Origin of the sequence: Rhizobium cerradonense (assembly GCF_030182455.1) — a bacterium.
Classification (GTDB): Bacteria; Pseudomonadota; Alphaproteobacteria; order Rhizobiales; family Rhizobiaceae; genus Rhizobium.
In genome coordinates, this window is record NZ_JAQJCK010000003.1 from 153137 (window position 1) to 169934 (window position 16798).

Consider the following 16798-nt stretch of genomic DNA (forward strand, 5'->3'; position numbering starts at 1 on the left):
CGGCCTCAGATCGGCTCCTTGCCGCGTGTTGCCTGCATTGCCTTATAGGCGGCTCGCGACTGGCAGCGCTCGATCCAAATCTTTACGTTCGGATGGCTATCGAACAAAGCCTGTTCGGTCTGCGCATAGCGCAGCACCTCTGCGAGATTGAGATCGGCGACGGTGAAGCGATCGCCCAGGAGGTATTCCCGGTTCGTCAGGTGCTTTTCCAGCACGCCGAGTGGCCGCTTCAGCGACCGGCAGGCAACCGCGATTCCAGCCTTGCCTGCATCGGTGTTCTCCTGTGCGCGGTCATATATGCGCACGAGGGCCACGGAATGAGGCTCTACCTCCGTTGCCGCCCACATGGTCCACATGCCGAGCAGACCCTCTTCCTCCACCGTCTGCCCCGACAGCGGTCCGCCATACTTGCGGGCGAGATAGAGATTGATGGCGAGCGATTCATGCATGACGAGATCGCCGTCCTTGATGGCGGGGATCATGCCCATCGGATTGACGGCCAAGAATTCCGCCGACATCGTATTGACCGGCGCTTCTGGGTTTAAGGGATTACCGAGCCGGCTGGCCTGGATCACGGGCACGGATTGAAAGGGAATGCCAAGCTCCTCCGCCATCCAGTAGTTGCGCGATGCGCGTGAGCGATAGACGCCGTAAATTGTCAGCATAGTCGGTCTCCGAAAATCGAGTCGAAGCGAGGTTATTGGCGGCGTTCGGTAAACGGAAGAGGCGCGGGTTTATATCTGCAATGAAAGCTTTTGATGAGTGCGCAGGGATCAAGCACGAAAATATCCGTAAAGCCCTTCAATCTTTGCGAATCATGCCGGCCGCGCACTGCCTTCGTTCGGAAATTAGCAATGGCGCATGCTACTGTTAGACTGGATTTTCGCCAGTGCGGTAGGAGGCATTCGGCGAGGATATTTTACGCAATCGGTGACTGCGATCTCGGGAGGAGAGCAGATGCTAGCGACGAGCGTATCGCTTGACGACAAATATACAGCAGATGAAGGCCGCGTCTTCATGACCGGACTGCAGACCCTCGTGCGTCTACCGATGACCCAGATGCGCCGCGACCGCGCCGCCGGCCTCAACACCGCAGCCTTCATATCCGGCTATCGCGGGTCGCCGCTCGGCGGCTACGATCAGCAGCTTCTGAAAGCCAAGACCTATCTCGACGCGCATGACGTCACCTTCCAGCCCGGCATCAACGAAGACCTTGCGGCCACCGCCATCTGGGGCACGCAACAAGTCGGTCTGTCCCCCGGCGTGCGCAAGGATGGCGTGCTCGGCATATGGTACGGCAAGGGTCCTGGCGTCGACCGCTCCGGTGATGTGCTGAAACATGGCAATGCCGCCGGCACGTCGAAACATGGCGGCGTCCTCTGTTTCGCGGGCGACGATCATTCCGCCAAATCCTCCACGATCCCGCACCAGACCGACCATGATTTCATGTCGGCGGTCATCCCGGTCATCTATCCATCCTCGATCCACGAATTCCTCGAATATGGCCTGCTCGGCATCGCCATGTCGCGCTATTCCGGCTGCTGGGTGGGCATGAAATTCATTGCCGACACGATTGAGACGACAGCCGCGGTCGATCTCTCAGGCGAGAAGCGGCAATTCGTGCTGCCGACCGATTTCGATCTGCCGCCCGGCGGCCTGAACCTGCGTTGGCCCGATACGCCGCTGATGCAGGACGATCGTCTGCAGACCTACAAGGCCTATGCCGCTATCGCCTTTGCCCGCGCCAATCGCGTCGATGAAATCACCCATGACGTGCCCAACGCCCGCTTCGGCATCATCTCCTCCGGCAAGGCCTATGAGGACGTGCTGCAGGCACTGCGCGAACTCGAAATCGGCCCGAAGGAAATGGCCGCAATCGGCCTGCGTATTTTGAAAGTCCGTATGCCGTGGCCGTTGGAGCCGGAAGCGGTCCGGCATTTTTCCGAAGGGTTGGACGAGGTGCTGGTTGTCGAGGAGCGGCGCGAGATCATCGAAAATCAGATCAAGCAGCAGCTCTTCAATTGGCGCGCCGATGTCCGTCCGCGCATCGTCGGCAAGTTCGATGAGCACGACAAGCCCTATCTCAGCCTGTCGGCGGCGCTGACGGTTGGTGCGGTGGCACGGGCTATTGCCGGGCGCATCGTCAAGCTGGATCTCGATCCTTCGCTGCACGACCAGATCGCCGCCAAGCTCGCCTATCTTGCCGAACGCGGCCAGATCAGCCGCACGCATGTCGCGCCCTTGCAGCGTACGCCGTTCTTCTGTTCCGGCTGCCCGCACAACACATCCACCCGCGTGCCGGAAGGCAGTCGCGCCATGGCGGGCATCGGCTGCCACTACATGGTCACCTGGATGGACCGAAACACCCAGACCTTCACGCAGATGGGCGGCGAGGGCGTGCCCTGGACGGCGATTGCCCGTTACACCGACGAGAAGCACATGTTCGTCAATCTCGGTGACGGCACCTATTTCCATTCCGGCATTCTCGCCATCCGCCAATCGGTCGCCGCCAAGGTCAATGTTACCTACAAGCTGCTCTACAACGACGCCGTTGCCATGACCGGCGGTCAGCCGATCGACGGTTATCTGACGCCTCAACTCCTGACCCGTCAGTTGCATGGCGAGGGCGTTTCGCCGATCTATCTGCTCGCGGAAAATCCTTCGGCCTATGCGGCATCGGATCTGGCTCCCGGCGTCAAGGTGCTGCATCGCGATAATATCGATCAGGTGATGCTGACGCTGCGCGAAACCGAAGGCTGCTCGGCGATCGTCTATGTCCAGACCTGCGCGGCGGAAAAACGCCGCCGCCGGAGCCGTGGCCTGATGGAGGACCCGGCCAAGCGGGTCTTCATCAATCCGGCTGTCTGCGAAGGCTGCGGCGATTGCTCGGTGCAATCCAACTGCATCTCGGTCGAGCCGCTGGAGACGGAGTTCGGCCGCAAACGGCAGATCAACCAATCGAGCTGCAACAAGGACTTCTCCTGTGTCAAAGGCTTCTGCCCGTCTTTTGTGACCGTCCATGGCGGCAAGCGCCGCAAACGCAAGGCGTTGGAATACGCGAATGCCAAGGTGCCGATGCCGGAGGTCCCGGTGATCGGCGAGCATCCCTGGAACATCGCGATCGCCGGCGTCGGCGGTACCGGTATCCTGACGATCGGTGCCATCCTCGGCATGGCGGCTCATCTCGACGGCAAGGTGCCGATGATCCTCGACATGGCCGGTCTCGCGCAGAAGGGCGGCGCGGTGATGAGCCATCTGCGCATTGGTTATAGCGAAGCCGACGTCACCTCGTCGCGCATCGTCAACGGCGGCGCCGACCTGCTGCTCGCTGCCGACGAAGTGGTCGGCGCGTCCAAGGATGCGATTACGCTGTGTGCCTCGAACCGCACGACGGCCATCGTCAATACCGGCCTCATGCCGGTCGCTGATTTCGTTCGCAACCGCGATTTCGATTTCAAGATCGGCTCGATTCAGCACACCATCGCCAAGACCGTCAGTGACAAATCCGTCTTCCTCGATTTTGGTCATGTGGCAAGCGAGGTCACCGGTGATGCCATGTCGACCAATATTCTTCTCACTGGCTTTGCCTGGCAGCGCGGCTTGCTGCCGCTGTCGCTGGAAGCCATCGAGAAGGCGATCGAGCTCAACGGCGTCGCCGTGAAAGCCAGCCTCTCGGCCTTCCACTGGGGCCGTCTGCTGGCGCATGATCCGCAGGCCGTAAAGGAGATGATGACGGAGCCGGATGCCGACAAGACACTTGCAGAGATGAGCCTCGACGAGTTGATTGCCCACCGCAAGGGGCATCTGACTGCCTATCAGAACGCCGCACTTGCCGATCGCTATGGCGCGTTCGTCCAGCGTGCAATCGCCGCGGCTGCCAGGGAACGGCTTTCGGACAAGGTGCCCTTCGCCGTCGCCACGACCTATGCGCGGGTGCTGGCCTATAAGGACGAATATGAGGTGGCGCGGCTGCTGACCGATCCGGCCTTCGAGGCGCATTTACGCGACGAGATGGAAGGCGATTTCAAGCTGGCCTTCAATCTCGCGCCGCCGATGCTGGCCGGCAAGGATCCGAACGGCCGACCGAAGAAGCGGGAATTCGGCCCCTGGATATTGCCGCTGCTACGCAGGCTCGCGCCGATGAAGCGGTTGCGCGGTACGGTCTTCGATCCCTTCGGCTATATGCGGGAGCGCCGGCTGGAACGTCGGTTGATCGGCGAATACGAGGCGATTGCCGGCCGCGTTCTCAACGGCCTGCGCGCGGGTAATGAAACGGAGGCCCTTGCCATCCTGTCGTTGTTTGATGAAATCAGAGGCTTCGGACCGGTCAAGGAGGCGGCGGCCCGCAAGGTCATGGCGCGGATCGCCGAGAAGCTGAAGACCTATGAAATAGCGGAGGAGAAGCATCAGGTTCCTGCCGATGCGGCATGATGGTCTCAAAGAGGGGCGCGAGGAGAGTATGATCCTCAATGGCGCATAGCCATTCCGGGATCATGCATCGGGAAAAGCGGGAGGAGAAGGCAATGTATGCTGGAGGATTGAACTTTGCGCTCGGGGAGGAGATCGAGGCGCTGCGTGATAGCGTGCGCCGCTTTGCCGGTCAGCGCATCGCACCGCTCGCTGACGAGTTCGACCGCAACAATGGTTTTCCGATGGAGCTGTGGCGGGAAATGGGGGATCTCGGGCTGCTCGGCATCACCGCCGACGAAGCCTATGGCGGCGCCGGCCTCGGCTATGTAGCGCATGCGGTCGCCATGGAAGAAATCAGCCGCGCCTCGGCCTCCGTCGGTCTGAGCTACGGAGCCCATTCCAATCTCTGCGTCAACCAAATCAACCGCAACGGCACCGACGAGCAGAAGGCGCGTTACTTGCCTAAATTGATCTCCGGCGAACATATCGGCGCGCTTGCCATGTCGGAGCCCGGCTCGGGTTCCGATGTCGTTTCGATGAAGCTTCACGCCGAAAAGCGCGGCGACCGCTATGTGCTGAACGGCAGCAAGATGTGGATCACCAACGGTCCGGATGCCGACGTGCTGGTCGTCTATGCCAAGACCGCGCCGGACGCCGGCCCGCGCGGCATCACCGCTTTCCTGGTCGAGAAGGGTTTCGAGGGGTTCTCCGTGGGCCAGAAACTCGACAAGCTCGGCATGCGCGGCTCCAGCACCTCGGAGCTGGTTTTTATCGATTGCCAGGTGCCGGCGGAAAATGTGCTAGGTCAGATCGATGGCGGCGTCCGGGTACTGATGTCCGGCCTCGACTACGAGCGCGTCGTCCTGTCGGGTGGCCCGCTCGGCATCATGGCCGCCTGCATGGACGTGGTGCTGCCCTATCTGCATGAACGCAGGCAATTCGGCCAGCCGATCGGCGAATTCCAGCTCATGCAGGGCAAGCTTGCCGACATGTATGTGACCATGAATGCCGCCCGCGCCTATGTTTATGCGGTCGCCGCCGCCTGCGATCGCGGCGAAACGAACCGCAAGGACGCTGCGGGCTGCATTCTCTATGCTGCTGAAAAGGCGACCGCTATGGCGCTCGAATGCATTCAGGCCCTCGGCGGCAATGGCTATACCAACGACTATCCCGCCGGCCGGCTTCTGCGCGATGCCAAGCTCTACGAAATCGGCGCCGGCACCTCCGAAATCCGCCGTATGCTGATCGGGCGGGAACTCTTTGCCGAGACCCTCTGATTTTGAAATTTCGCCCCCAATTTTGGTGATGCAGCATGACCGTCCTGAAGTCAGAAATAACCGCCCATTCGGACCGTTTCAGGGACAATCGCGCCGCGATGCTGGAGGCGATCGGCGTGGCAAAGGCGGCGGTCTTGCGGGCGGCGGAGGGCGGCGGTGCGCAGGCGCGCGAGCGCCATGTCAGCCGCGGCAAGATGCTGCCGCGTGACCGGGTGGCAGGATTGATCGATCCGGCGACGCCCTTTCTCGAAATCGGTACGACGGCTGCGCATGGCATGTATGGCGATGAAGCGCCGGGTGCGGGGTTGATCGCCGGCATCGGCCGCGTGGTGGGCCGCGATTGCATGATCGTCTGCAACGACGCCACCGTAAAGGGCGGCACCTACTATCCGATCACGGTGAAGAAGCATTTGCGGGCGCAGGAGATTGCGGCGGAAAATAATCTGCCCTGCCTCTATCTGGTCGATTCCGGCGGAGCCAACCTGCCGAATCAGGACGAAGTCTTTCCCGATCGCGATCACTTCGGCCGCATCTTCTACAATCAAGCTAATATGTCGGCGGCCGGCATTCCGCAGATCGCTGTGGTCATGGGTTCATGCACCGCCGGCGGCGCCTATGTGCCGGCCATGTCCGACGAGACCATCATCGTCGAGGGGCAGGGGACGATCTTTCTTGCCGGGCCGCCGCTGGTCAAAGCCGCGACCGGTGAGGTGGTTTCGGCCGAAGATCTTGGCGGCGGCGATGTGCATACGCGTCTTTCCGGCGTCGCCGATCATCTGGCGCGCGACGATGCCCATGCGCTGGCCTTGGCGCGGCAGGCCGTTGCCAATCTCAATCGCCACAAACCGACAACTGTGGAGCTGCGGGAGCCGGAGCCGCCGCTCTACGATCCGGAAGACATGCTCGGCATCGTGCCCTCCGATCTGCGCACGCCCTACGATGTTCGCGAAGTCATCGCGCGCATCGTCGACGGCTCGCGCTTTGACGAATTCAAGGCGCGCTATGGCGCGACACTGGTCTGCGGCTTTGCCCATATCCACGGCATTCCCGTCGGCATCATCGCCAACAACGGCGTGCTGTTTTCGGAATCGGCGCTGAAGGGTGCGCATTTCGTTGAACTTTGCTCGCAGCGGAAAATCCCGCTGGTCTTCCTGCAGAATATCACCGGCTTCATGGTCGGCCGGAAATACGAGACGGAAGGCATCGCCAAGCACGGAGCCAAGCTGGTGACGGCTGTGGCGACGACGAGGGTGCCGAAGATCACCATGCTAATCGGCGGTTCTTTCGGCGCCGGCAACTACGGCATGGCCGGCCGTGCCTATTCTCCGCGCTTTCTCTGGACCTGGCCCAACAGCCGTATCTCCGTCATGGGCGGAGAGCAGGCGGCCGGCGTGCTGGCGACGGTACGTGGCGAGGCCCTGGCGCGCGCCGGCAAGCCTTGGACGAAGGAGGAAGAGGCAGCCTTCAAACAGCCGACGCTCAAGATGTTCGAGACCCAGAGCCACCCGCTCTATGCCTCGGCGCGTCTCTGGGACGACGGCATCATCGACCCACGCAAGAGCCGCGATGTGCTGGCGCTGTCGCTCTCGGCCGCGCTCAATGCGCCCATCGAAGACACTCGCTTCGGCCTGTTCAGGATGTGAGGAGATTGAGATGAAACGCGACATCATCAATGCCAAGAATGCACCTCAGCCACGTGGCGGCTATGCCCAGGCCGTGAAACTCGAAAATTTCGAGAGATTGCTGTTTGTCAGCGGCCAGATTCCGACAACCGCGGACGATGCGCTTCCCGACGGCTTTCCGGCGCAGGCGCGTCAGGTCTGGCTCAATGTTGACGCTCAGCTCAAGGCGGCCGGCATGAGCAAGGCCGATATCGTCAAGGTCACCACCTATCTCGCCGACCGCCACCATACGATCGAGAACCGCGAGATCCGCAGTGAGTATTTGGGCCCGCTCACCCCGGCGATGACGGTGGTGATATCGGGCATTTTCGACACCGCATGGCTGCTCGAAGTCGAGGTCGTCGCCGCGCAATAGGGTTTGCCGATGTTTTCGAAGATATTGATCGCCAATCGCGGAGAAATCGCCTGCCGGATCGTCCGTACGGCAAGGCGGATGGGCATTCGCACGGTCGCCGTTTATTCCGACGCCGATATCGCCGCACTGCATGTGGCACTGGCCGATGAGGTGGTCCATATCGGCCCGGCAACGGCGAGCGAAAGCTATCTTTCGAAGGAGCGGATCATCGCTGCCGCACGGCGATTCGGCGCCGAGGCCGTTCACCCCGGCTACGGCTTTCTCTCGGAAAATGCCGATTTCGCAGAGGCCGTCGAAGCGGCCGGACTGGTTTTCATTGGCCCATTCCCAGCCTCAATCCGCGCCATGGGCCTGAAGGATGCGGCCAAGGCGTTGATGGAGCGCGCCGGCGTGCCTGTCGTTCCCGGCTATCACGGTGATAAGCAGGACGCGGTGTTCCTCGCGGAGCGGGCAGCGGAGATCGGCTTTCCCGTGCTGATCAAGGCACGGGCCGGCGGCGGCGGCAAGGGTATGCGGCGTGTCGATCGGCCGGAGGATTTCGCGTCTGCGTTGGAAGCGGCGAGACGCGAGGCGAAATCGGCCTTCGGTGATGATGCGGTGCTGATCGAAAAATATCTGACCCAGCCCCGTCACATCGAGATGCAGGTCTTCGGCGACAGCCATGGCAACGTCGTCCATCTCTTCGAGCGCGATTGCTCTCTGCAGCGGCGGCACCAGAAGGTGATCGAGGAGGCGCCTGCGCCCGGCATGACGGAAGAGATGCGCAGCGCCATGGGCGAAGCTGCCGTCCGCGCGGCGCGGGCCATCGACTATCGCGGCGCCGGCACGGTCGAGTTCATTGCCGATGTCTCCGAAGGCCTGTCGCCGGATCGTTTCTTCTTCATGGAAATGAACACCCGCCTGCAGGTCGAGCATCCCGTCACCGAGGCGATCGCCGGGGTCGATCTGGTCGAATGGCAATTGCGGATTGCCGGCGGCGAACCCTTGCCGAAGAGCCAAGCCGAGCTTGCCATCGAGGGCTGGGCTTTCGAGGCGCGGCTTTATGCCGAAGACCCGTTGCGGGGTTTTCTGCCGGCGACCGGCACGCTCTCCCATCTCAGATTTCCCGACGGCGATGTCCGCATCGACACCGGCGTGCGCCAGGGCGATAGCATCACCCCGCATTACGATCCTTTGATCGCCAAGCTCACTGTCCACGCCCCAACTCGCCAAGCCGCCCTCGCCAAGCTGGCGCGAGCGCTGCAGGATACGCAGATCGCCGGAACAACAAGCAATCTCGATTTCTTGGTCCGCTTGAGCCAACAGCCGGATTTCGTTGCGGGCCATCCGGATACGGGCCTGATCGACCGCGAGGCAGAGACGCTGACCGCAGCACCGATACCAGACGATATCGCGCTTGCCATCGCTGCCATCTTCGAGGCGGGAGCCTTGGCGCGGTCCTTTGCGCGCGACCCCTGGCAAGCGCTTGGCGCCTGGCAGCTTTGGGGCGAGGTGAGCCGGCCTGTTACGCTGCATCACAGTGGCGGCCATACGAACTGCCGCGTGATTGCGAAAGGACAAGATCTCTTCTCGGTGCATTTCGATGATAACGCTGTCGCCGTTCGCATCATCAACCGCAATGATGACGGCTGCCGTGTGGAGATCGACGGGCAGCAATTGCGTGCCGACTTTTTCCAAACGCCGCATGACATGACGCTGTTCCTCGATGGCCGCACCCATCATTTCCATCGGCCTGACCCCTTGGATGGCGCCGAGGAAGAGGCCGCCGGTGGCGACCGGCTGGTTGCGCCTATGCCCGGCCTCATCAAGATTGTTCGGGTTCAGGAAGGCGATATGGTGGCGAAGGGTGAGGCGCTGATCGTCATGGAGGCCATGAAGATGGAGCTGACGCTGACGGCGACGCGCGACGGTGTGGTGGAAAGCCTGCATGTCGGCGAAGGCGATCAGACCAGCGAAAGCGCCGTCCTGCTGTCGCTCCGGCCGGAGGATGCGCAATGACCGAGCGTCCTTCCAACCATGTCACCATCGTCGAAATGGCACCACGAGACGGCCTGCAGAACGAGAAACGGCTGATCGACACGGACACCAAGATCGAATTGGTGGATCTGCTTTCCGACTGCGGTTTCGAGCGTATCGAGGTCACCAGCTTCGTCAGTCCGAAATGGGTGCCGCAGCTCGCCGATGCTGCCGGGGTCATGGCAGGCATCAAACGGAAGCCTGGTGTCCGCTATGCGGTGTTGACGCCGAATATGCAGGGGTTCGAGGCGGCGCTTGCCGCCGGCGCCGATGAGGTGGCGATCTTCGCATCGGCCTCCGAAAGCTTTTCGATGCGCAATATCAATTGCTCCATCGCCGAAAGCATAGAGCGTTTCCGGCCGGTGGCGGCCGCAAGCCGCGACCGCGGTATTCCGCTGCGCGGCTACGTCAGTTGCGTCGTTGAATGCCCTTATGAGGGCGCGGTGCCGCCGGCGAATGCAGCAAGCGTCGCTCGGCAATTGCGGGAGCTCGGCTGCTACGAGATCAGCCTCGGCGATACGATCGGCAGGGGCGAACCGGAGGCAGTGGACAGAATGCTGGAAGCCGTGCTTGCCGATCTTCCCGCCGCGATGCTGGCCGGCCATTTTCACGATACATCGGGCCGGGCGCTGGACAATATCGGCGTAGCCCTGGATCGGGGCCTGCGTGTGTTCGATGCCGCCGCCGGCGGTCTCGGCGGCTGTCCTTTCGCGCCCGGCGCCAAAGGGAATGTCGATACCGTGTCAGTTCACCACTATCTGGCATTGCATGGCTTCGAGACTGGCCTCGATGACGAGAAACTTGCCAACGCCGCCGCCTTTGCCCGTAGCCTCAGGAGCGCCGCATGACATCGCAAACCATCCATATCGCCATCGAGGAACGTGGCGTCGCCCGCCTGACTTTGGCGCGCCCGGAAAAACACAACGCCCTGTCGGTTGAAATGATCGATGCCCTGACCGAGGCTGCTTACGATCTTGGCAGGGATGCGAGCGTGCGCGTCGTGGTGCTTACGGGCGAGGGCGCGAGCTTCTGCGCCGGTGGCGATCTCGGTTGGATGCGGGCGCAGTTCGAAGCCACTCGTGCCGGCCGCATCGTTGAAGCCCGGCGGCTCGCGATGATGTTCAAGGCCCTGAACGAATTGCCGAAGCCGCTGATCGCCCGTGTGCACGGCAATGCCTTCGGCGGCGGCGTCGGCATCCTCAGCATCTGCGATCTGGTCGTTGCGGCCGCGACTGCCCGCTTCGGCCTGACGGAAGTTCGCCTCGGCATCATCCCCGCCACCATCAGCCCCTATGTCGTTGCCCGCATTGGCGAGGCCAAGGCCCGTCCGCTTTTTCTTTCCGGCAAAGTCATCGACGCCTGGCAAGCCCACGCCGCCGGCCTCTTGTCCCGCGTCGTCCCAGAGGATGCACTCGACGAAGCCATCGAATCTGAAATCCGTCATCTCCTCGCCGCCTCGCCACAGGCGGCTGCGCGCGCCAAGGCATTGGCCCGTTCCCTCGGCATGCCGATCACCGACGAGCTCATCGACCATGTCATCACGCAACTGGCCGACACGTGGGAGACGGAGGAAGCAAGGGAAGGGGTAGCGGCATTCTTCGAGCGGCGGGAGCCAAGCTGGAGATAGGACGTCTACGTCAACCTGTTTTTCTCTATTGTCAGTTGTGGAAAATCTTCGCGCCCTGTTACCGTCAAGTCACCGGAAGCCGGTTTGTCCCAGCGAAAGCCGATGACAGCGCCTTTTTCCACTTGTTGGAACAGATTGTCGGAAATGACAGCCGCACCCGCGCCGTCGGCAACGGAGACGGCGCAGCCGATGGGTGCTTGGCGGATGATATTGCCATTAGCGACGATGTTGCGGAGATAGGGACCCCAGCCGAGTTTCAGGCCCCAGAGCGGGGCGCTTTCGATGAGGTTCGAGGCAATTAGCGTATCGGCTTCGGCCGAGATTCCGATGCCGAAGCCGCTTTCCTGAGGGTAGGGTCCGGTCAGCGACAGGTTGCGGATGATATTGCCGGTGACACTAGCGAGCCGCCCGCCCTTGTCGAAATTGGCAATCGCGATACCGTTTGCCGCGCCGTCGACGAGATTGTTGCTGACCACGGCGCCTTCGAACTCGAATTCGCAGAAGATCGCCGTTTCGCCGGAGCGCAGGCATTGATTGCCTGTGATTTGCACGTTCGATGCCGAATTGGCGCGGACAGCAGTGAAGGCGCAATCGGCGATGTGGTTTCCGGAGACCAGGACATCGTCGGCGCGAAAGATATTGATGCCGTTGCCGTTCTGGCCGGTGCCGCCATCATTGGCGCCGATGCGGGCGATGCGATTGCCGGTGACGATGCTGCCGTCTGCGCCCTTGTCCCAACGATGGATGAGAATGCCGCCATTACCGCAATCCTCGACAGTATTGCCGGTGACCGTCAGTCCGGTCGACTGGACGGAATAGAGGCCGGCTTCTGCGGCGCCCGATATGCGGCTGCGTTCGATCCGCCCGCCGCAGCGCTCCAGTTGCAGCGCATGTTTGCGGCTGCCGGCGATTTCGCAATTGTCGATCAGCACCTGATCAACGCCGGTAAATTGCAGCAATCCGCCGGCATAGTCGGCAAGCCAGCGATTGCCGCCATCAACAACGAGACCGGAAAGTTCGATGCGCCTGGCCTTGTCGGCGCTCATCAGATGGCCTTCGCCGCCATAGACGAGCCGCGAAGCGCCGGGAATGCCGGTGATGCGGGTATTGTCGGGCAGCGAAAGGTTCGAGACATCGTAGTTGCCTGGCGGCAGGAAGACCGGCGCGTTGTTGCGCGCGGCGTTATCAATCATCGCCTGGAGCTTGCCGCTTCTGATATCGCTGGTGCCCGGCGTCGCCCTATAGGCGATGGCATCGATCGGTCCACGCATCTCGGCACCCGCGATCTTGGCGAGCGGCGCAGCAAAGGCGTGCGAAGCAAATAGGTCGGTTGCAGCCGAGGCGGCGATATAGGCGAGGAACGCGCGACGCTGGACCATGTGAACTCCTGGATTGAGCCTTCCGGAAGCAGAAAGCGTGCCACGCGCATCTGTCTCGATTTGGCACGGAAAGAAGCCTGATCTTGCCAAGATGGGCCCCTTATTTTTCGGCCATTTCGCCCTTTTATTCTTTCGTTCACCCATCTGCTTAAGAGGCTTGAAGGAAGCGCGAACTATAATGATCGCGTTTCGGTTGTGACATTTGAGGAGGCCGTGGTTGCGGCCGGGTTGGGAGAATGCGCCTCATGAATAAGCCGGCTTTTCAGCATGCGCGGACAGGCGAGCGTGGTCGTTCGCTTGATGTCGAGACGGAGCGCCTGTTGGCAGCTACGCAGGCGCTGATGGCGGCGAACGCGCACCACGTCGCCGATGGCATCGAGCAATTGCGCCTCAAGGCGATCGTGCATGAGCTGCCGGACTTTCTCTTCGTCAAGGATCGGGAAAGCCGCTTTGTCTTCGCGAATGCCGCCACGGCAAAAAGTCTCGGCTTGGAAAGAGCGAGCGCGATCACCGGAAAGACTGATTTCGATCTGGTGCCGCTGGAGCGGGCGACGAAATATTTCCGTATCGAGCAGGAAATCATCGCTACCGGCAAGCCGCGGCTCGATATGGAGGACGTCATTCCCTCTGCGACCGGCGGCAAGCCGGTCTATCGGTTGACCTCGAAGTTACCGCTGCGCAATGACCGCGGCGAGGTGATCGGCCTGATCTGCATTTCACGCGATATCACCGAGCGCAAGCGCCAGGAGCATCTGCGCCGCAGCCAGGCCGAGCTATTGGAGATGATCGCCAAGAGCGAGCCGCTGGAGATGATCCTCGAGGCGGTGGTGTTGATGGTCGAGGATCAACTTACCGATATCAAAGGATCGGTGCTGCTGCTGGATCCGGAAGGCATCCATCTCTCCCATGGAGCGGCACCCAATCTGCCCGCTGCCTATAGCCGTCTGATCGATGGCGTCGCCATCGGCCCGAAAGTCGGCTCCTGCGGCACGGCCGCCTGGCGCGGCAAGCCAGTCTTCGTCAACGACACCCAGACGGATCCGCTCTGGGAGGACTTTTGTGTTCTGGCCGCGCAATTCGGCCTACGCTCATGCTGGTCGACGCCGATCATGACCTCGCAGGGCAATGTGCTTGGCACTTTCGCGCTTTATTCCGGCACCGTGCGCGAGCCGACCGAACGCGAGCTGGAGCTGGTTGCCATGGCGACCCACATCGCTGGCATCGCCATCGAGCGCAAGCGCGCCGAAGACCGCATCTATTTCATGGCCCATCATGACGACCTGACGGGTCTGCCGAACCGCGCCTTTCTCAAGGAGAACATGGCGAAAATCCTGTTCAAGGCGCGCCGAAACGGCCGCAAGGTGACGGTCGCTTATGTCGATCTCGACAATTTCAAGCAGGTCAATGACAGCCGCGGCCACAGCGCCGGCGATGAGCTGTTGAAGGAGTTGACGGCGCGCATGGTCGATAGCCTCAGGGCTTCCGATATGGTGGTGCGCCTCGGCGGCGACGAATTCCTGCTGGTCATCGTCCATCAGTCGCGCCACGACACTGGCATCACGCGGCGGCTGCGTGAACTGCAGAAGGCGATCACGCAGCCGGTGCTGATCGGGGAGATCGAGGTTGCCGTGACGAGCAGTATCGGCGTCGCAGCCTTTCCAGCCGATGGGGAGACGCCGGAGGAGCTGATCGCCTGCGCCGACGCGGCCATGTACAAGGCCAAGGAGCATGGCCGTAACCGGCTGCAATATCATATTCAGAGATCGGACGCGGCGGGCGTCATGCCGCTGAGCGAGCAGGAAGAATTACGCAAGGCGATCGGCGCCAAGCAGTTCTTTCTGGAATACCAGCCGCAGGTCGATGTCGCGAGCGGCCGGGTGGTCGGCCTGGAGGCGTTGGTGCGCTGGCGTCATCCGCGCCACGGCATGCTGCCGCCCGGTCAGTTCATCCCGCTGGCGGAAGAATCCGGGCTGATCATCCCGCTCGGCTTGTTCGTGCTGAACGAGGCCTGTCGACAGGCCAAGGAATGGCAGGAAATGGGCCTGCCGCCGGTTACGGTCGCCGTCAATGTTTCGGCTCGGCAATTCAGCGATCCGGCGCTTGCCGTGCACGTCACCGAAGCTCTGGAAGCAAGCGGCCTCGGCGCGCAATGGCTGGAGCTTGAGTTGACGGAGAGCACGCTGATGCATGACGTGCCGCGCGCCCTGCATGTGATGCAGGCACTGAAGGCGCTTGGCGTGCGTCTTTCCATCGACGATTTCGGCACCGGCTATTCCAGCTTGGCGGCGCTGAAGACTTTTCCCTTCGACCGTCTCAAAATGGATCGCTCCTTCGTTGAGGCGTTGCCGCGCGACGAGACGACCGTCGCCATCGCCTCCACCGTCATCTCGCTTGCACGGCTGCTGCGTCTGGCGGTCGTCGCCGAAGGAGTGGAAACGGACGAGCAACTCGAGTTCCTGCGTCAGAGTCAGTGCCATGACGCCCAGGGCTTCTATTTCTCGCGGCCGGTCGGAGCGGCGGAAATCCCGAGGATTCTGACGAACGCCTACGATCGCCTCGCTTGAACCCATCCCTGTCCGCTGTAATTCTGCCTCCTATTAGCCGGCCCTTGAATTGATTCTGTATTGGGCTTTGCGCGAAGAGGGGAAGTGGATTTATGGGCAAGGGGCGTATCGAAGCCTTTTCCGATGGCGTGATCGCCATCATCATCACCATCATGGTGCTGGAATTGAAAGTGCCGCATGGCGAGGGGGTGCAGGCGCTCGTACCGCTGATCCCGACGCTGCTTTCCTATGTTCTGAGCTTCGTCTACGTCGGCATCTACTGGAACAATCACCATCATATGTTCCAGGCGGTGAAACACGTCGGGGGCGGCGTGCTTTGGGCCAATCTGCATCTGCTGTTCTGGCTGTCATTGATGCCCTTTGCCACCGGCTGGATGGACGAAAACGACTTCGCCATGACGCCCGTGATGGTCTATGGCTTCGTCTTGCTAATGTGCGGTTTTGCCTATTACATCCTCGGCCAGATGCTGATCCGTGTGCATGGCAGGGATTCCGATTTTGCCCACACGCTCGGTTCGGATCGTAAAGCCGGAATTTCCGTTAGCCTTTACATCGTCGCGATCATACTTGCCGCCATCAACCCGTTTATCTCCCTCGGCATCTATTTCATCGTCGCCTGCATATGGCTGGTGCCGGATCGACGGTTCGAGCGGATGATGAAGTAGACGAGCAGCTTCGCGCTGTGGGCGACTCAGGAAGCGTGTTAGTCCTTCGCTATGCGTGTCGCAGCCTTTCAACGCTTGGCAATGTTTGATGCCGTCGACAAGACAGGCGATGTGCTTGCACGCGATCTGGCATGGGCGGAGGAGCAAGGCATCGACCTCGCGCTTTTCCCGGAGTGCTATCTTCAGGGACACAGCTACGACAAGGAAATTGCCAGACGACGTGCGTTGTCTCTCGATGATCCCGCTCTGAAGTCTCTGATCAACCGCTGTGCATCGGGGAAGACGACTGCGATCATCGGCCTTTTCGAGCGGCGCGGGGAGGCGATCTGCAATAGCGCTGTTGTCGTAAAGGCAGGGCAGATATGCGGGGTCTATGCCAAGGCGCATCCGCTGGAAAGCGGCTGCGTGCCCGGAACGGATTTTCCGGTCTGGACGCTCCGCGATTGGCGCTTCGGCATCAATATCTGTTCCGATCTCCGATATCCCTACACGGCGGCTCGGCTCGCCAGAAGGGGAGCCGGCCTCATCTGCAATCCCGTCAACCTGATGCTGCGGCCTCACAAGGCGGAGAAGTGGCATAAGCCCTGCTTATCGGGCCTACAGACATGCGCCAAACATACGGGATGCTGGGTCATGTCGGCTGATGTTGTCGGCGGCAATGACGATGGCTGGCTAAGTTACGGCAGCACCGCGATCGTCGATCCGAACGGTGTCGTCGTTGCGAAGGCGAAGCCGTATAGCGAGGACGTCCTCGTCTTCGACCTGCCTGATCGACAACCCGAATGCGGATTCGATCAAAAAGCGCCAATGATCGCTACATAAT

The 16798-nt window shown here is 61.4% G+C and carries 12 protein-coding genes; 10 read left to right on the forward strand and 2 right to left on the reverse strand.

Translation table 11 applies throughout. The annotated features are described in order from the left end of the window. Positions 1-5: 5 nt before the first annotated feature. Positions 6-665, reverse strand: coding sequence for a glutathione S-transferase family protein (locus PH547_RS08350; RefSeq protein WP_104822363.1), 660 nt, complete (start codon positions 663-665; stop codon positions 6-8). Between the two features lie 292 nt (positions 666-957). On the opposite strand from PH547_RS08350, the gene PH547_RS08355 reads away from it, so the two are divergent. The 7 genes from PH547_RS08355 (at position 958) to PH547_RS08385 (ending at position 11367) form a co-directional block, all read left to right on the forward strand. Then, a complete protein-coding gene (locus tag PH547_RS08355) occupies positions 958-4431 on the forward strand; it encodes an indolepyruvate ferredoxin oxidoreductase family protein (RefSeq protein WP_285167984.1) in 3474 nt (1157 codons plus the stop codon). 92 nt (positions 4432-4523) lie between these two features. Beyond that, positions 4524-5687: an isovaleryl-CoA dehydrogenase gene (locus PH547_RS08360; RefSeq protein WP_104825019.1), complete on the forward strand. Its 1164-nt coding sequence runs from the start codon at positions 4524-4526 to the stop codon at positions 5685-5687. A 35-nt stretch (positions 5688-5722) separates the two neighbouring features. Next, on the forward strand, positions 5723-7330 hold the full coding sequence (locus PH547_RS08365; RefSeq protein ID WP_104822365.1) for a carboxyl transferase domain-containing protein: 1608 nt from the start codon (positions 5723-5725) through the stop codon (positions 7328-7330). Between the two features lie 10 nt (positions 7331-7340). After that, complete coding sequence (locus PH547_RS08370; protein WP_104822366.1) at positions 7341-7724, forward strand: RidA family protein; 384 nt, start codon at positions 7341-7343, stop codon at positions 7722-7724. A gap of 9 nt (positions 7725-7733) precedes the next feature. Further along, positions 7734-9722, forward strand: coding sequence for an acetyl/propionyl/methylcrotonyl-CoA carboxylase subunit alpha (locus PH547_RS08375; RefSeq protein WP_104822367.1), 1989 nt, complete (start codon positions 7734-7736; stop codon positions 9720-9722). Then, on the forward strand, positions 9719-10588 hold the full coding sequence (locus PH547_RS08380) for a hydroxymethylglutaryl-CoA lyase (protein WP_104822368.1): 870 nt from the start codon (positions 9719-9721) through the stop codon (positions 10586-10588). The genes PH547_RS08375 and PH547_RS08380 overlap by 4 nt, the downstream gene beginning before the upstream one ends. Beyond that, positions 10585-11367: a crotonase/enoyl-CoA hydratase family protein gene (locus PH547_RS08385; protein ID WP_104822369.1), complete on the forward strand. Its 783-nt coding sequence runs from the start codon at positions 10585-10587 to the stop codon at positions 11365-11367. Before PH547_RS08380 ends, PH547_RS08385 begins: the two co-directional genes overlap by 4 nt. Positions 11368-11372: 5 nt before the next feature. Here PH547_RS08385 and PH547_RS08390 read toward each other — a convergent pair whose 3' ends face one another. Beyond that, positions 11373-12746, reverse strand: coding sequence for a TIGR03808 family TAT-translocated repetitive protein (locus PH547_RS08390; protein ID WP_104822370.1), 1374 nt, complete (start codon positions 12744-12746; stop codon positions 11373-11375). A 245-nt stretch (positions 12747-12991) separates the two neighbouring features. On the opposite strand from PH547_RS08390, the gene PH547_RS08395 reads away from it, so the two are divergent. The 3 genes from PH547_RS08395 (at position 12992) to PH547_RS08405 (ending at position 16797) form a co-directional block, all read left to right on the forward strand. Further along, the gene (locus tag PH547_RS08395; protein ID WP_104822371.1) at positions 12992-15310 is read left to right on the forward strand and encodes a sensor domain-containing protein; all 2319 of its coding nucleotides are present in this window, start codon (positions 12992-12994) and stop codon (positions 15308-15310) included. 92 nt (positions 15311-15402) lie between these two features. Further along, the gene (locus PH547_RS08400) at positions 15403-15975 is read left to right on the forward strand and encodes a TMEM175 family protein (RefSeq protein WP_104822372.1); all 573 of its coding nucleotides are present in this window, start codon (positions 15403-15405) and stop codon (positions 15973-15975) included. A gap of 81 nt (positions 15976-16056) precedes the next feature. Continuing rightward, on the forward strand, positions 16057-16797 hold the full coding sequence (locus PH547_RS08405; protein WP_245463936.1) for a carbon-nitrogen hydrolase family protein: 741 nt from the start codon (positions 16057-16059) through the stop codon (positions 16795-16797). Position 16798 lies beyond the last annotated feature (1 nt).

What these genes read in the sequence shown, in the direction of transcription:
- PH547_RS08385 (WP_104822369.1), top strand. Translation starts at nt 10,585, where the DNA reads ATGACATCGCAAACCATCCATATCGCCATCGAGGAACGTGGCGTCGCC.
- PH547_RS08380 (WP_104822368.1), top strand. Translation starts at nt 9,719, where the DNA reads ATGACCGAGCGTCCTTCCAACCATGTCACCATCGTCGAAATGGCACCA.
- PH547_RS08375 (WP_104822367.1), top strand. Translation starts at nt 7,734, where the DNA reads ATGTTTTCGAAGATATTGATCGCCAATCGCGGAGAAATCGCCTGCCGG.
- PH547_RS08360 (WP_104825019.1), top strand. Translation starts at nt 4,524, where the DNA reads ATGTATGCTGGAGGATTGAACTTTGCGCTCGGGGAGGAGATCGAGGCG.
- PH547_RS08400 (WP_104822372.1), top strand. Translation starts at nt 15,403, where the DNA reads ATGGGCAAGGGGCGTATCGAAGCCTTTTCCGATGGCGTGATCGCCATC.
- PH547_RS08365 (WP_104822365.1), top strand. Translation starts at nt 5,723, where the DNA reads ATGACCGTCCTGAAGTCAGAAATAACCGCCCATTCGGACCGTTTCAGG.
- PH547_RS08405 (WP_245463936.1), top strand. Translation starts at nt 16,057, where the DNA reads ATGTTTGATGCCGTCGACAAGACAGGCGATGTGCTTGCACGCGATCTG.
- PH547_RS08395 (WP_104822371.1), top strand. Translation starts at nt 12,992, where the DNA reads ATGAATAAGCCGGCTTTTCAGCATGCGCGGACAGGCGAGCGTGGTCGT.
- PH547_RS08355 (WP_285167984.1), top strand. Translation starts at nt 958, where the DNA reads ATGCTAGCGACGAGCGTATCGCTTGACGACAAATATACAGCAGATGAA.
- PH547_RS08390 (WP_104822370.1), bottom strand. Translation starts at nt 12,746, where the DNA reads ATGGTCCAGCGTCGCGCGTTCCTCGCCTATATCGCCGCCTCGGCTGCA.
- PH547_RS08370 (WP_104822366.1), top strand. Translation starts at nt 7,341, where the DNA reads ATGAAACGCGACATCATCAATGCCAAGAATGCACCTCAGCCACGTGGC.
- PH547_RS08350 (WP_104822363.1), bottom strand. Translation starts at nt 665, where the DNA reads ATGCTGACAATTTACGGCGTCTATCGCTCACGCGCATCGCGCAACTAC.